This window comes from Perlabentimonas gracilis, assembly GCF_011174675.1.
In the GTDB taxonomy this organism is placed as follows: domain Bacteria; phylum Bacteroidota; class Bacteroidia; order Bacteroidales; family Tenuifilaceae; genus Perlabentimonas; species Perlabentimonas gracilis.
On the sequence record NZ_JAANIG010000056.1, the window covers coordinates 1 to 16332 of the forward strand.

At 38.2% G+C, this 16332-nt stretch carries 13 protein-coding genes; 12 read left to right on the forward strand and 1 reads right to left on the reverse strand.

Translation table 11 applies throughout. The annotated features are described in order from the left end of the window. Positions 1-378 precede the first annotated feature (378 nt). From wecB to G8O23_RS16035, 12 genes are all read left to right on the forward strand, one after another. Positions 379-1557, forward strand: a complete 1179-nt coding sequence (gene wecB, locus G8O23_RS15980) for a non-hydrolyzing UDP-N-acetylglucosamine 2-epimerase (RefSeq protein WP_166366681.1) — start codon at positions 379-381, stop codon at positions 1555-1557. Between the two features lie 41 nt (positions 1558-1598). After that, on the forward strand, positions 1599-2642 hold the full coding sequence (locus G8O23_RS15985) for a polysaccharide biosynthesis protein (protein ID WP_166366683.1): 1044 nt from the start codon (positions 1599-1601) through the stop codon (positions 2640-2642). Positions 2643-2697: 55 nt separating this feature from the next. After that, a complete protein-coding gene (locus G8O23_RS15990) occupies positions 2698-3072 on the forward strand; it encodes a GxxExxY protein (RefSeq protein WP_166366685.1) in 375 nt (124 codons plus the stop codon). A gap of 49 nt (positions 3073-3121) precedes the next feature. Then, complete coding sequence (locus tag G8O23_RS15995; protein WP_166366687.1) at positions 3122-4288, forward strand: polysaccharide biosynthesis C-terminal domain-containing protein; 1167 nt, start codon at positions 3122-3124, stop codon at positions 4286-4288. A 739-nt stretch (positions 4289-5027) separates the two neighbouring features. Continuing rightward, positions 5028-6383 (forward strand): lipopolysaccharide biosynthesis protein, encoded by a 1356-nt coding sequence (locus tag G8O23_RS16000; protein ID WP_219932570.1) that lies wholly within the window; start codon positions 5028-5030, stop codon positions 6381-6383. A 309-nt stretch (positions 6384-6692) separates the two neighbouring features. Then, positions 6693-7613, forward strand: a complete 921-nt coding sequence (locus G8O23_RS16005) for a hypothetical protein (protein WP_166366689.1) — start codon at positions 6693-6695, stop codon at positions 7611-7613. A gap of 11 nt (positions 7614-7624) precedes the next feature. Beyond that, positions 7625-8824 carry a glycosyltransferase family 4 protein gene (locus G8O23_RS16010; protein ID WP_166366691.1) on the forward strand — a complete coding sequence of 400 codons (1200 nt, stop codon included), beginning with the start codon at positions 7625-7627 and terminating at the stop codon, positions 8822-8824. Positions 8825-8888: 64 nt separating this feature from the next. Next, a complete protein-coding gene (locus G8O23_RS16015) occupies positions 8889-9422 on the forward strand; it encodes an acyltransferase (protein ID WP_166366694.1) in 534 nt (177 codons plus the stop codon). Beyond that, positions 9419-10591: a glycosyltransferase gene (locus tag G8O23_RS16020; RefSeq protein WP_166366696.1), complete on the forward strand. Its 1173-nt coding sequence runs from the start codon at positions 9419-9421 to the stop codon at positions 10589-10591. The genes G8O23_RS16015 and G8O23_RS16020 overlap by 4 nt, the downstream gene beginning before the upstream one ends. Further along, positions 10588-11667: a glycosyltransferase gene (locus G8O23_RS16025; protein ID WP_166366698.1), complete on the forward strand. Its 1080-nt coding sequence runs from the start codon at positions 10588-10590 to the stop codon at positions 11665-11667. Before G8O23_RS16020 ends, G8O23_RS16025 begins: the two co-directional genes overlap by 4 nt. Further along, on the forward strand, positions 11651-12748 hold the full coding sequence (locus G8O23_RS16030; protein WP_166366700.1) for a glycosyltransferase family 4 protein: 1098 nt from the start codon (positions 11651-11653) through the stop codon (positions 12746-12748). The genes G8O23_RS16025 and G8O23_RS16030 overlap by 17 nt, the downstream gene beginning before the upstream one ends. A 485-nt stretch (positions 12749-13233) precedes the next feature. Further along, positions 13234-13929, forward strand: a complete 696-nt coding sequence (locus G8O23_RS16035; protein ID WP_219932572.1) for a polysaccharide deacetylase family protein — start codon at positions 13234-13236, stop codon at positions 13927-13929. A gap of 745 nt (positions 13930-14674) precedes the next feature. On the opposite strand, the gene G8O23_RS16040 is transcribed toward G8O23_RS16035, so the two are convergent. Beyond that, the gene (locus G8O23_RS16040; RefSeq protein WP_166366702.1) at positions 14675-15544 is read right to left on the reverse strand and encodes an Rpn family recombination-promoting nuclease/putative transposase; all 870 of its coding nucleotides are present in this window, start codon (positions 15542-15544) and stop codon (positions 14675-14677) included. Positions 15545-16332 lie beyond the last annotated feature (788 nt).

Sequence of the window (16332 nt, forward strand, 5' to 3'; positions counted from 1 at the left end):
ACAGTGTACACACCGTGCAACACAGTGAACCAAAAAAAACACCGTGCAACTCTGTGTGCTACACACTGTAACTCTGTGACCAAGAAAATATACCACCGTATGACTCTGTGTAATACACCGTGTAACTCAGTGACCCAAAAAGAAACAAAGCGTAAATCCCTGCCCGACTGCCTGCCCGACTGGTTCTTTCAGGCGGGTGCCTTTCAGGCAGAAATCAAATCATCGTCACGTGTGCTGAGTGGCACACTGAGCCTGCCGAAGTGCTATGTCGAAGTATCTACGTTCCATTTTCATCAGTGTTCCTTCTCTTAAACACAGAACGCAAAGAAATGTCAATACATAATCAAACATAATTGCACATTCCATCACTTCTATAATATGAGAAAACTTAAAGTTGTTACCGTTGTTGGTACCCGACCCGAGATAATTAGGCTCTCAAGAGTTCTTGCAAAACTCGATGAATCTGAAGCCATAGAGCATATCTCAATTCACACGGGACAGAACTACGACTATGAGCTTAACCAAATATTCTACGAGGATATGGGCATCCGCAAGCCCGACCATTTTCTTGAAGCGGCAGGTGCAACCGCTACCGAAACCATTGGCCAAATACTTATTAAAATCGATCCGCTGCTCGACCAAATAAAACCCGATGCATTTTTAGTGCTGGGCGACACCAACAGCTGTCTTTGCGCCATTCCTGCAAAAAAACGGCATATTCCCATTTTTCATATGGAGGCGGGCAACCGATGTTTCGATCAGCGCGTTCCTGAGGAAACCAACCGTAAAATAGTTGACCATATCTCCGACATCAACCTAACATATAGCGATATTGCACGCGAGTACTTGCTAAGGGAAGGCATATCCGCCGACAGGATCATCAAAACGGGCTCTCCTATGTTTGAGGTGCTAAACCATTACCTACCCAAAATTGAAAATTCTGATGTGCTGAAAAGGCTAAATCTTACAAAGGGTGAATTCTTTGTTGTATCGGCGCATCGCGAGGAAAATATCAACAGCGAGAAAAATTTTAAGGGCCTAATTGACTCCCTAAACCTAATTGCGGAGCAATACGGATATCCTATTATTGTAAGTACCCACCCCCGCACCCGAAAGAAATTGGAGGAATTTAGGTCACGGAGTAACTCAGTGTCTGACACAGTGGGACACAGTGAAACATTATTCACAAATCCACTAATACAATTTATGAAACCTCTCGGGTTCTCCGACTATAACGCCCTACAGATGAACGCCTACGCCGTGCTATCCGATAGCGGCACAATATCCGAAGAGTCATCCATCCTAAACTTTAGAGCGCTGAATATCCGAGAGGCTCACGAACGCCCCGAGGCCATGGAGGAAGCATCGGTAATGATGGTGGGTCTTAGCCCCCAGCGAATTTTGCAGGGACTGACCCAACTCCAACAGCAGAAAGTGGGTGACGAGAGAAATTACCAACTGGTATCGGACTACTCAATGCCCAATGTATCTGATAAGGTGATGCGGATTATTCTGAGTTATACCGATTATGTAAAACGAGTTGTTTGGGGGGAATAACCCTTACTCTAAAGTAGAACAAATCTTTATCCTTTTCAACTATGCCAAAGAACAACACATTACTTATCACCGGCGGCACAGGCTCTTTCGGCAATGCTGTTCTAAATAGATTTTTAAACGACGACCGTTTCTCCGAAATCCGAATCTTCTCCCGCGACGAGAAGAAGCAGGACGATATGCGTCACCGCCTCAACAACCCCAAGGTGAAGTTCTACATTGGCGATGTGCGCGATAAGCGCAGCGTGGATGGCGCCATGATGGGCGTTGATTACGTGTTTCATGCTGCCGCTTTGAAGCAGGTACCATCTTGTGAGTTCTTCCCAATTCAGGCGGTTCGTACTAATGTTTTCGGAACGGAAAATGTAATTGACTCTGCAATTCAGCACGGAGTAAAGAATGTTGTTGTTCTGAGCACCGATAAAGCTGCATACCCAATAAACGCAATGGGCATTAGCAAGGCCATGATGGAAAAGGTAGCCATTGCCAAGGGACGGGCACTTGGAGCAGATGCGCCAACCACCATCTGCTGTACAAGGTACGGCAACGTAATGGCCAGCAGGGGCTCGGTTATACCACTATGGATTGATCAAATCAAATCAGGCAAGGAGATCACCATCACCGACCCCAACATGACCCGCTACATGATGACCCTGGAGGATGCGGTGGATCTGGTGCTATTCGCCTTTGAGAACGGGAAGAATGGCGACCTGTTTGTGCAGAAAGCTCCGGCTGCCTCGCTTGTTACGCTGGCCAAGTCGCTTACGGAACTATACAAATCTGAAGAAAAGATAAGGGTTATTGGTACGCGCCACGGCGAGAAGCTTTACGAAACGCTGGTTACCCGCGAGGAAATGGCCAACAGCATAGACATGGGGAACTACTACCGCATACCCTGCGATGCCCGCGACCTAAACTACGATAAGTACTTTGTGCAAGGGCAGCAGGAGGTATCGACCATTGAGGACTACCACTCGCACAACACCCAACAGCTGGATGTGGAGGGGATGAAGAAACTGCTGCTCAAGCTGCCGCTAATTAGACGGGATGTACTGGGCGACACGGAGGCCATTCAGTACCCAGACTAAAGTATTCCACAGAGTAACACTGTGTTTTACACAGAGAAACACTGTGAAACATATTATGAGAGAAATAAACCAAATAACCCACGAGATACTAGACTCTGCCTATAAGGTGCACTCTGCACTTGGCCCCGGTTTGCTAGAATCATCCTACCGTACCTGCTTGGTTTACGAACTTCGAGAAAAGGGGTTCAAAGTGGAGGAAGAAAAACCGTTACCCTTGGTATATGAGGAGATTAAAATGGACTGCGGTTATCGTATCGATATCCTCGTTGAAGACAAGGTTGTTGTGGAACTAAAAACCGTTGAAAACTTTAAGGATGTTCACACCGCACAGGTTTTAACATATCTCAAACTAACTGGTTGTAAGGTTGGATTACTCCTCAACTTCTACACCAAAAGCCTAAAAGACGGAATTAAAAGATTAATCTTATAATACCACAGTGTAACTCTGTGCCATACACTGTGTAACACCGTGAAACTAAATGATTAAAGTAGGCATAACTGGTCAAGCAGGGTTTGTAGGAACACACCTATACAACACCCTAGCACTACACCCCAACAAGTTCCAACGAATCCCCTTTGAGGATTCCTATTTCCAAAACGAGGAGAAACTCAAAGAGTTCGTTACCCAGTGCGATGCCATTGTGCACTTAGCCGCCATGAACCGTCACAACGACCCCGAGGTAATATACAAAACCAACATCGGGCTGGTGAAGCAGCTTATCACAGCCTGCGAGGAGACCAACTCTACACCCCACATCCTCTTCTCATCCTCAACCCAGGAGGAGCGCGATAATCTATACGGCAAATCGAAAAAGGAGGGCAGGGAGCTGTTTGAGGCGTGGGCGCAAAGGAATGGCGCACCGTTTACAGGGCTGGTAATCCCCAACGTGTTTGGGCCCTTTGGGCACCCATACTACAACTCGGTGGTGGCCACCTTCTGCCATCAGCTAACCCACAACGAAACACCCAAGATAGAAGTGGATGGGGAGTTAAAATTGATATACGTAGGCGAGTTAGTAGATGTTTTTATTAATAAATTGCTTGGGCACAGAGTACCACAGAGTAATACACAGAGTAACACCGTGTCAAACACTGTGAAACACTGTGAAACTAAACTTATTGAGCATACAGCTACAATAAAAGTATCTAAACTACTCCAACTTCTAAAATCATACAAGGAGAACTACTTCGCCAAGGGCATTATCCCCAACCTCAACAATCCCTTCGAGCGCAACCTGTTCAACACCTTTGTGTGCTACATCGACCATAAAACCTTTTTCCCGTTCCATCTCGACCTAAAAACCGACGACCGCGGCTCGTTTGTAGAAACAGTGAAGCTCAACAGCGGGGGGCAGGTATCGTTCTCCACCACCAAGCCCGGCATTACGCGCGGCAACCATTTCCACACCCGCAAGGCCGAGCGGTTTGCGGTGATAAAGGGCAAGGCTAGGATTGAGCTGCGCAGAATTGGAACCAACGAGGTTTTATCGTTTGAGCTGGATGGCAACCAGCCATCATATGTGGATATGCCCATCTGGTACACCCATAACATCACCAATGTGGGTAACGAGGATGTGTACACCATATTCTGGATTAGCGAGCACTTTGATGCTGATGATCCCGATACCTATTTCGAAACCGTTTAAAGACTGTGCCACAGTGTAACACAGTGAAAACACCGTGGAACTCAGTGAAACAAAAAGAAATGACACCGTGTGACTCAGTGGAAACACAGTGTCCCATAGTGAACCAAAAAAAACCTCCACAGAGTAACACTGTGAAACAAAAAACACCGTGTAACACTGTGAACAAGAAAATATACCACCGTGCAACTCTGTGTGCTACACACTGTAACTCTGTGACCAAGAAAATATACCACCGTGCAACTCTGTGTAATACACAGTGTAACTCTGTGACCAAGAAATACCACCGTGTAACACAGTGTACACACCGTGCAACACAGTGAACCAAAAAAAACACCGTGCAACTCTGTGTGCTACACACTGTAACTCTGTGACCAAGAAAATATACCACCGTGCAACTCTGTGTAATACACAGTGCAACTCTGTGACCAAGAAAATATACCACCGTGCAACTCTGTGTAATACACAGTGTAACTCTGTGACCAAGAAATACCACCGTGTAACACAGTGTCCCAAAAAGAAACAAAGCGAAAATCCCTGCCCGACTGCCTGCCCGACTGGTTCTTTCAGGCGGGTACCTTTCAGGCGGGGGTCTTTCAGGCGGGTGTTAAATCAGCGTTATCAGTGTTCTAAAACCGAGCGCCAAACGCTAAAACTCCCTATCTTTACCCCATGAACAACACACTTATTTCCGGCGCCGATGGGTTTATTAAACAACTTTAACTTATAATACAAAATAAAATTGATAATTAACTCAATTAAAAACTTTGCACTTGGATTCTTAACCAAAGGACATGAACGCACCCTTCGTGCAAAAAAAAATATATTAGCATCCTTTGTAATAAAGGGGCTTAATATTGCCATTGGCCTTGCGTTAGTTCCACTAACCATAAACTACCTTGAGCCAACAAAATATGGAATATGGATAACCCTTAGCTCAATAATTGGTTGGTTTGGTTTTTTTGATATTGGCTTAGGCCATGGACTCCGTAACCGATTTGCAGAGGCTCTAGCCAAAGGGCAGCACGAACTTGCCCGAACATATGTTAGTACAACCTACGCGATACTAACAATAATTATTTCGGGAATTTTAATCTTATTCTTTATAGTTAACCCTTATCTTAACTGGAATACTATTCTGAACGTACAAGAAGATGTTGTTTTAGGAAATCATTTATCTCTACTTGCCCTAATTGTTTTTACCTTTTTTTGCATCAGCTTTGTATTAAAACTAATAACAACAATACTTACAGCAGACCAAAGACCAGCGCTTGCCTCAACTTTCGATTTGTTTGGAAAAGCACTTTCATTGATTGTAATTTTTATTCTCACAAAAACTACGGAAGGGTCAATTGTATATTTAGGAACTGTCTACAGCATAATGCCAGTAGTTGTTTTACTATCATCAAGTTTATGGTTTTTCAGAGGCAGATACAGTTTATATAGACCAAACATTAGGTTTATTGAATTTAAACGGGCTAAAGATCTCCTTAATCTAGGAATAAAGTTTTTTATCATTCAGATCTCCGTTATTGTATTATATCAAACTAACAATATAATAATATCACAACTATTTGGACCTTCAGAGGTTGCTCCATATAGCATAGCGCATAAGTATATGGGAGTAAATCTTATGATTTTTTCAATTATTATTACACCATTTTGGAGTGCTGTAACAGAAGCTTGGGTAAAAAAAGATGTAAATTGGATAAAAAAAATTATCAACAAGCTTATTGTCATTTGGTTTTTATTATTACTACTTGGATTAATCTTTTTCTTCGTATCTAAGACGATTTATAGTATTTGGTTAGGAAATGATATCATAATACCTTATACCATAACAGGTCTGGTAGGTGTATGGATTTTTATCGATGCTTGGAAAAGAATATTCAATACATTTCTTAATGGAATAGGTAAAATAAAAATACAACTTTACCTAGAATCCCTAGCAGCCTTTATTAATGTACCTTTATGTATAATATTAGGAAGGAAGATTGGTATAGAAGGAATTCTTATAGCTAATATTATTGTCACAATTGCAACAGCAGCAGTTTATCCAATAAAATATTATGGTATTATTAAAAATTTTAATCGTTAAGAAAACAAGATGATAATCAATAGAATAAATTATCTTGATGTTTTCTTAATGTTTTTCCTTTTAATCATATATGCTAACCCATACTTAAGGAACTATACAGAGGAGTTAATTATTGCTGGGATTCTTTTTTGCATTATTTTTTATCACAATAGTATTTACAATGTAATTAAGCAGAATAATATTGGACTTGTTCTCGTGTTTTTGCTTATTTCCTTTGACATCTACCATATTATCGCGACAGGCTTGAAGTCAACAGCACTTATTAGAGTGTCTGCATATTATGTTTTTGCCTTCCTCTGTGCTAGTGCTTTGAACACAAGGTTTGTTGGTGTATACGTAAAAACCATTTATTACTACTCAATTGTTGGATTACTCTTTTATTGTATAATATATCTCTTCCCATCATTTGGTCATTCTCTAAATCTTATTGGGGAGTTATTTTTCCCCAATAATACAACGAATAACACAATAATCATTTACACAATTGAAAGTTCATATTTAGATGGGACACTAAACTATTTGAAGAATCCTGGGTTTGCATGGGAAGCAGGTTTGTATTCAATATTTGTAAATATTGCGTTGTATTTTTCACTATTTTCATTAAACAAACCAACTGTTTCTTCATTATTTAATGTGATAAATTTAGTTTTAATAGGAACAGTACTGTCTACTTTTTCAACCGCTGGTTACATCGGTTTGTTTTTTATAATCCTAATGTTCTTGTTTAGTGTAAGGACTAAACTCAAATACCTCTACATTATTTCCTTTCTTTTAATTGGAATTTCATCCTATTTAAGCCTGGAGTATCTTGGTGATAAGATTTCTGATCAAGCAGAACAGGCTTTTGAATCACAAAATCGATTTGGCTCTTTTTTATTGGATTGGGAAGATATAAAGAAAAGACCTTTAATGGGATGGAGTAGAGATGAGAAAATCCTTTTTGGAGATGATGCTTGGACACTCGAGACACATAGACCTAATGGTATAACCAATTTGATCAGAAGCTATGGATTATTATATTTCTTACTCTTGGGTTATTTATGGTTTTTATCTATTAAAAGATATCTGTACTACTCTGGTGTTCGCTCTCGGATTTTTAAAACCTTTGTTTTCCTTGCAGCATTATATATGATGGCGTTTTCTCAACTGGTTTTAAATTCATATTTTTTCTTATCATTATTGTTTTTAAATTATTCAAATAAGAGATATTCTTATTCTCAGAATAAATAGTATACTGTAAAATGAAGATTTTCATTATATCAATTTATAGTTTCCCCTTAGGGCTAGCCCCCACAAATAGAATTATCGCTTATTCAAAAGGACTAATTAGTAATGGAGCTGATGTTACCGTTATTCTACCATTCCCAACAGACAAGCATACATCAACATACTTACCAAAATCAGGAAATTACCAAGGAATTAATTACATCTACACATCATATAGGTATAAAAATAAACTTAAGGTTTTTAGAGCATTTTTACATTTCACAGGGTTAAGAAAACTAGTTGGACTTTTCTTTGCTAGTATATACTTTTTGAAAAACTATAAAAATAAAAACATTGACCATATTGTTATAAGTACCGATGAAATATCTACACTTTTTGTATTTTCAATAATAGGAAAAATATGTAAAGCGAAATCTGTTTTTATTTTTGATGAATATCCAATACCCATTAGACATAAGCTTAAAGATAGAATTCCCAAATTGAAAGAGTTTTTATATCGTTTAGTGCTAAAGCAAATCAATGGCTACGTGTCAATTTCTGAAAAGTTGAAAGAATACTATTGTAATTTAAGTCCAAAACCCACACTAATCCTTTCTAGCATAACTGATATATCAAGATTTAAATCAGAAAAAAGGGATTGTCAATTAAATGATTCATACCTATGTTATATGGGAAATATGGAACTTGCAAAAGATGATGTGGATAACATAATAAAGGCGTTTTCAATAGTATCACCAAAGTATCCCGAGCTAACCTTACGATTATACGGAAGTCCAAACCTAAAAAGTAAAGATTATTTAATGAACATTGTTAATAAACTCGGCTTAACCAACCGTGTGCTTTTTATGGGTAAGATTACGTTCGATCAGGTTCCTTCTGTGCTCAGTAATGCCAAGATTCTGGTTTCTTCACAACCAAATACGGTAAGGGCATCAGGTGGATTCCCAACAAAATTAGGCGAGTATTTAGCATCAGGAACCCCTTCTATTATTACAGATGTTGGAGAAAATTCACGGTATGTTAAGGATGGTGAACATTTATTTTTCGTAGAACCCAATAACCCTATGGCTTATGCAAATAAGTTGGTTTTTGTTTTAGAAAACTACATACAAGCTTTGACTATTGGCGAGAGAGGGAAAGAATATATTTTTAATAATTATTCAAATACAAAGAAAGCTCTCGAGATGAAAGATTTTTTAGATAGTCTAACATAATTATATAGGCGCTGAATGTTTCTAATTTAATCTAATTTGAACCTGAAAATTAAACTCAAAAAAAATGCTAAGAAGAATTTTAGATTTAATCAAATACCTTTTCCTTAGCCCAAGCAAGTACGCTAAGTCAATAGGTGTTCAAGTTGGTGTGGGTTGTTACATTTCAACTAAAAAGTTTAGTTCAGAACCCTACCTTATAAAAATTGGAAGTAATGTCAGAATATCTAGGGGTGTGTCATTTTATACCCATGGGGGTATTTGGCCTTTCAGAAAGGTTTATCCTGAACTTGACTACTTTGGCAAAATAGTTATTGGAAACAATTGCTACATTGGTGAAGATGTAAAAATTATGCCAGGAGTTACTGTTGAAGATAACTGTATAGTAGGGGCTGGAACCATTTTAACAAAAAGCGTAATACAGGGGACTGTCGTAGCTGGTAACCCCGCAAAATATGTTGGTGAGACAAAAGAATTTTTAGAAAAAATAAAAAAGTATAACTGCAAAACCAAAGGACTGTCCTATTTTAAGAAAAGGCAATTGTTATTAACATTTGATGACAATTCATTTGTAAAAAAAGATTGGATTCTGAGAAAATGAAAACAATTGTTATAATAAGTACAATGCGGTTTGTAAACAACAATTCCGCAGGTGTCAATAGAATGCAAAAGTATGCAAGAATTTTTATTAGTAAAGGAGTAAGGGTTATTTTTGCGAGCCTTCTCGAGTTTAATCAAGATGCAACTTTACTTGAATTATTCCCCGGCACTTTAACATTCTATTCCCCACGTTCTTCCAATACTAACTTTAAAGATCAGAAATATAAAATAATTAATTTTTTAAAAACCTTAACAAAGAATGTTAACTACGAAAAGAATGTTTTGTTTTTAGTTTATCCCTCAACATATAATTTGTTTGATGTGCTTGTGGTTCTATACCTAAAGATAATAAAAGGTTACAGAGTGTTCTTTGAAGCCAATGAGGTACGGAAATATACAATTAGAAGCAAAGGGCCTTATGGCATTTTAAAGTATATCTCTTATAGCCTTTCTGAAATTTTTCTATATTTTTACAATGGAATAATATGTATTTCCGAATCTATTGAAAAATATTACAGTAATTATAATAAAAAAAACATTAGAATTCCCATACTTACAGATAGTAGTTCGGAAGTTGTTCTTAAATATTTTTACTCGCAAAATGAAGCGTTTAATATAGCTTTGGCTGGAACCATAGATGTTGAGAAAGAGAATTTAAAAGTTTTTCTTTTATCAATAAGAATATTGTCAGATAGAGGCTATAAAATAAAGTTTAATCTTTTCGGTAAAGTTTCAGATTTAGAGAAGTCCAAATTATATCATTTGATTAAGATGTTAAATTTAAATAGTGTAGTTGTGTTATGCGGTGAAGTCCCTTATGATAAACTTCAAGATAAATTGCAAGAAAATAACTTATTGGTTTTACCGAGAAAGCCCACCAAACAAAATCAGTTAGGGTTTTCAACGAAATTAAGTGATTATATTCAGGCTTGTGTTCCTGTATTATTAACGGATGTAAGTGATAACCTAAAGTACATAGAGGCATCTGTTAGTGGAATTGTTGCTGATTATAATAGTGAATTTGACTTTGCAGATAAGATTAGTTACTTAATTGATAATTACAATTCACTTGCACCAACAATTACGAAAAATGCTAACGAAGTAGCTATGAGTCATTTCCATTTTTCCAATTACACTAGTAAATTATATGATTTTCTATTTAATGAATGAAAGAGAGAATTTTTATTCTTATAAATACGCTTAAAACTGGCGGAGCAGAAAAGCAAAGCATTTATCTTTTCAATGCTTTGAGTAAGATTTTTAAGGTTATATTAGTTGTTTACTATGGTAAGCAGGTTGATAGGCGGATGCTTAGTCTACTCGATGATAATTATAAAAATAGTTTATTATTATTAGACGGGAATCACATCATAAAACTATGGAGGATATATAAACTATTTAAGGAGGATAAGGGGGATGTTTGCATTTCGTATTTAGCCACTACAAATACAATAAATGGAATTATTGGATGGCTAGCAAGCGTACAATTACGTATTGGTGGATTAAGGAGTTCTAAGTATACAAGGGGCAAGTTGCTGGTTCAACGATTTTTACATAATCATTTATTATCCTACTCAATTTTCAACAATTACAAGGGCTATAATGTGCTAACAAGCAAAGGGTTTAACCCCCAAAAGGGTATTGTTATTCATAATTGTATCGATATTCAGGAAAAGGTAAATAGAACAGATCCCCAAAAGCAGATTACTATTCTTTCGGTTGGTCGGTTTGTTGAGGCAAAAGACTACAAAACAGCTTTTGTTGCAATTAAGAGAATAGCCCACGTTTGTAATATTAAGTATATTGTAGTGGGACAAGGGCATTTGGAGTATGAACTCCGTCAGTTTGTAAAAGAATCAGGGCTTAGCCAGCATGTTGAATTTGTTGTTAATCCTCCCGAGGTTGATACATACTACAAACAGGCAGATATATACCTTTCTACCTCGCTCTTCGAGGGTTTATCAAATTCCATTATGGAGGCTATGTCGTTTGGGCTTCCTGTTATTGCTACGGATGTTGGTGATAATAATCAGCTCGTACTTGATGGGCAGTCTGGTTTCCTTACCCCAATAGGGAATGGTGAATTAATTGCTGATAGGTTGTTAATAATAATTACTGACAATAAACTTAGGTTAAGTATGGGAGAATTAGGCTATAAACATATTAAAGAGTACTATTCTATCGATGCATTTTCCAATAAGTATATTGAATTAATAAATCGCTTAAGTAATGAGTTTAAAGCCTAAAGTAGCAGTAATTGGTTTAAAAGGCCTCCCCGCTTATGGTGGTGCTGCAGCTGTTGGTGAGGCATTAATTAATGAGCTTAAGGGCAATTACAGTTTTACTGTTTACTCAACTTCCTCTCATACTCATTTAAAAACGGCGGTATATAGTGGTTTCAAACAGGTTGTATTTAATAAAATTCCTTTTAAGAAGTTAAATACACTCTACTATTACATTGTTTCTACTCTCCATACATTGATTTTTGGTAAATACAATTTGGTTCACCTGCATCACCGCGATGCTGCATTTATTATACCTCTATTAAGAATTCGTTTTCGGGTTATTGTAACCACCCACAATAGCTTTGTGGTAACCGATAAATGGAAAAAGTACGAGTGGTTTTTTCAGCTAAATGAGCGTTACTTTATTCGCTTTGCCAATAGGGTTACATGTGTTTCAAAGAACGAGGTTCGTAAGTTTAAAAAAGAAATTAATTTGGATGTTACCTACATTCCCAATGGTATTTCACAGGCGTTTACTGAGCAAACCTCAAAATCAAAAGACACTTCAAATTACATTTTTTTTGGGGCAGGTCGTATAATTCGTACAAAGGCTTTACATATACTGTTAAAAGCTCTACATCAAATAAATTATAATGGGAAACTACTAATTGCAGGCGATACTGACCAGAGTATCGAATACAAAAAGGAACTATTAGAACTTAGCAAAGGAATACAAACAGAGTATCTTGGATTAATAAAAGAAAAAGATTTGCTCCTAAACTATATACAAAATGCTAGTTTGTTTGTTTATCCTTCTTCTTTAGAGGCTATGTCAATGATGTTACTTGAAGGGGCGTCAGTTCAAACACCAATTATCTGTAGCGACATTATTGAGAATAAGGATATTTTTTCTGATGATGAAGTGCTTTTTTTTAAGGTTGACGACTACAACGACCTTGCCTCAAAGATTACATTTGCTCTAAATAATTTAGATCAAATGAATATGAAAGCCGAGAATGCATACAAAAAACTAATTCTCGAATACAACTGGGAAAAAATCAGCTTAAAATACGCTGAAATTTATAATCGTTTAATTGAGTAAAATTGTTTCAAACTACCCCGCCAGCGAAAAGGTAATGCGTGAAAATCCCGATTACCAGTATAATTTCAAATAATACTACGCTAACCCCCCTCTTTCCAATGCAACTCCTCAAATCCATAAACTCCCACCCCACCAATTACTCTTCACTCCAACGCAAATGTGATAAGCAATACTCTCCCTTTACCATTGCGATGGGATGTGCAACCTATGCAGGCCAAACCTAAAAAGCCGTTTCTAAAGATTTAAAGGCATGGAGGAGAAATAATCCTCCCTACCCTGCTTTGCACAAAACTTCCCTTTAAGTAATATGATTCATCTACGCTTGTAGTTTTTCCCCTCTCCTCCTAAGTTAGATTGTCTTGTCAAATGATGTTACAGAAATTGTTACATTTAACAGATTTGATAATATCCTCCAAGCCCTGCAAGCACAGGGTTTTTCTTTTATTACTTTTGGGGAGTATATGGAACTCGGAGCAAGTGAAGGTTTGACTTCAAGTCAAGCCTTCACTACTAAGCAAATAATCCTCCGCCACGATGTAGACCTGCTGCCACAAAACTCCTTGGCTACAGCCAAGCTGGAGCACGAGTTAGGCATAAAGGGAAGCTACTACTTCCGCGCAGTACCCCAGAGCTGGGACGAGCAAATAATTAGGGAGATTGCTGCGCTGGGCCACGAGGTGGGTTACCACTACGAGAACCTAACCATCTGCAACGGCAACATAGAGGAGGCCTACACGGACTTTACGGTAAACCTATATAGGTTACGCCAGCTTACCAATGTTACAACTATTTGTATGCATGGTAGCCCCACAAGCAGGTACGATAGTAAGGATATATGGAAACACTATAGCTACAGAGATTTAGGCATTATTGGCGAGCCCTACTTCGATATGGATTTCGACCATTTTTTCTACCTAACCGATACCGGCCGCCGGTGGGATGGCTGGCGCACTAGCGTGCGGGATAGGGTTCCTCAGCAGGAGCGTTGGATTAAAGAGGGTCTGGTTTTTAAAACCACAAGCAATATTATTAAAGCCGCCCACAGCGGAAAGCTACCACCCCAAATAATGATTACCGTTCACCCCCAGAGTTGGAGTAGTTCGGCTGTACCATGGCTAAAGGAGTTGGTATTGCAGAACGTGAAGAATTTGGTTAAGCGGGTTATAATTGGTTTTAGATAGCAATTCATATTTAGACTTGATTACTCAACAATGAGCCACAGTGGAACTCAGTGTGGACACACCTGCCTGCTGCCTGCCGACATAGGCAGAGCATGCAGGGTGTTACACAGTGGAATTAAAAGTTGGTATTGCTGAACGTAAAAAATTTGGTTAAGAGGGTTTTAATTGGATTTAGATAGCCGATCACATTTAGATATGCTAAAGAACCAACCACTGTGTTACTCAGTGTATGACACTGTGGTAATCAGGGCCCCCAAAAAATATCTACCACAACCTGTCCCGCCGCTCTTTGGCGGGAGTGTTACACCGTGGAATTAAAAGCTAGTGGTGCAGAACGTGAAGAATTGGTAAAGAGGATTTTAGTTACAGCTAACCGATAAGGCGAAGCCTAATTTTGAGGGCTTTAGCGGCGAATCTGTTATGCAAAGTTATTATATTCCCCTGCTTATGCAAGATCTTTTGATATACAAACATAACGCTCCCAATTCTCCTCAATAGTTCTACTATGAGATAGAGCTAACGGTTGAAGGTTGTGGCTAGTGGGGGAGTGCGTAGCCTAAGTTTTAGTCCCCCGACGAAAACCCTGTCTGTACTGCCCTATCTTTTGCCAGTCAGGCGTTTCGGTAGGCAGAGCCCGAGCGGGCGAAACCGCTCCGAAGTTCCAATGTCAACCCATCTTGTCTCGTCTCGTCAAAACTTTGACGAGACGAGACGAGACTACACCCCTTGTTGGGGGCTGGGCTTATTATAGAGAATCAATTTCCTCCTTTGATAATCCAGTAGATTTCACAATAATATCTATTGAGATATTGCTGTTTTTTAATTCTTTTGCTATGTTAATGGATTTATTGTGCGCTTCTTCTTTTCTAATCCGGTCTTCCTCGTCCACTTTCATAGTCCAAACCATACTTGCGCTGTATCTCAAATCCTCTTGATACTTTTTGTAATTTGCTAAATCCTCTTCTGATAGCTTATCTACTCTTAACAACTCTTTCGCTATATCAATTCCCTGTGCGGTAAATTCATCTCTTATCTCGTTGTTTTTCAAGTAAAATATCCATTCATCGAGAGTGGAGATTGCATTATCATCGAATTGATTTACTTTTATAACGTAATATTCAGGAAAGATTTCAAACGGTTCATTCTTACCAAGTAGTTCAACTTGTTTTTCGGATAGTTTTAATTTGTCCTTTTTATGAACTCCCACAAAATCAGTTCTTCCGTAGTAGATGTAATCGTCTCCCTGCCCAAGGTCAAAATAGACTATGTTGACAGAATAGACTTTTTTAACATTCTTGTAAGGCTCTCCCACTGAAATGTATTCTGTAATCACCTTTGATGTTCCATAAGCCATTCTATGGAAATAGTCATATTCATTCTGATTTTGAATCTCAACTATCACAAGTTCGCCTTTTGAGTTTTTCACAAGAATATCAACACGATTATATTTGTCGTTCTCAAATTTCTGATTACCCTCGCTTTCAAGAATATTCTCAATGCTAATCTTTTCTTTAAGCAGTTCTGATAGAAAACCCTCGAGAACAGTGTAGTTGGCCTTGTTCCTAAGTAATCGCTTTATTGCCCAGTCAAAACGTATTAAATTCCTGCTATTCATATCAATAGTTTTGCACAAAGATAATCAATTTTCAGGTTAGAAGTTTGAATTTGCGATGCATTTTCCTTTTCTCGCCTTGCCCCCAACTATCATTTATATCTACTACTCTAAGCGCACCCCTCCTCTACTCTCACCCTTCAAATCCAAAAACACCCACCCCACCAATTACTCTTCACGCCAACGCAAATGAGATAAGCTAATCCTCACCCTCGCACTGTGTCTCGTCTCTCGTCATCTTTTTTGACGAGAGACGAGATAATCGCACAAACGCATCATCATAACCAGCGCTGGAGCAACTCACCGTTGCCATGGGTAAAAGAGCTAGTGTTGCAGAACGTGAAGAATTTGGTTAAGAGGGTTTATGTTGGGAGGTGGGGTAAATAATTTGTTCTGGCTCTATTCTAAATAACGGTTGATAGTTTAGGTGATCAATCTTGAAGTTATTGTGACAATACATTAGGTGCGTTAGCACCGTAAATATATGTAGAATAATAATTTAAGAACGGAAAGTAGGTGCAGCGCACCAATAATCTTATACTATATCACTAAATCATTATTAACCCGTTGATATTATCGCAGCTATGTGTTTATTTGCCATGATTATTACAAAGATTATCGCTGCTATGCAGCTAATATTAAATGTAATCAAGAATTTCAAAGGATAGCATATTGAATAATACTGACATTTACACTAGCATCCGAAAGTACGAAATTTAAAAATGCCCTCAGAATCCCCTATTTTTGAGTTCGACAAAAAACTTTAAAATTATGGGACTCTTCAGGCGAAA

Coding starts and splice junctions, on each gene's coding strand:
- wecB (WP_166366681.1), top strand. CDS start 379: ATGAGAAAACTTAAAGTTGTTACCGTTGTTGGTACCCGACCCGAGATA.
- G8O23_RS15985 (WP_166366683.1), top strand. CDS start 1,599: ATGCCAAAGAACAACACATTACTTATCACCGGCGGCACAGGCTCTTTC.
- G8O23_RS15990 (WP_166366685.1), top strand. CDS start 2,698: ATGAGAGAAATAAACCAAATAACCCACGAGATACTAGACTCTGCCTAT.
- G8O23_RS15995 (WP_166366687.1), top strand. CDS start 3,122: ATGATTAAAGTAGGCATAACTGGTCAAGCAGGGTTTGTAGGAACACAC.
- G8O23_RS16010 (WP_166366691.1), top strand. CDS start 7,625: ATGAAGATTTTCATTATATCAATTTATAGTTTCCCCTTAGGGCTAGCC.
- G8O23_RS16015 (WP_166366694.1), top strand. CDS start 8,889: ATGCTAAGAAGAATTTTAGATTTAATCAAATACCTTTTCCTTAGCCCA.
- G8O23_RS16020 (WP_166366696.1), top strand. CDS start 9,419: ATGAAAACAATTGTTATAATAAGTACAATGCGGTTTGTAAACAACAAT.
- G8O23_RS16025 (WP_166366698.1), top strand. CDS start 10,588: ATGAAAGAGAGAATTTTTATTCTTATAAATACGCTTAAAACTGGCGGA.
- G8O23_RS16030 (WP_166366700.1), top strand. CDS start 11,651: ATGAGTTTAAAGCCTAAAGTAGCAGTAATTGGTTTAAAAGGCCTCCCC.
- G8O23_RS16040 (WP_166366702.1), bottom strand. CDS start 15,544: ATGAATAGCAGGAATTTAATACGTTTTGACTGGGCAATAAAGCGATTA.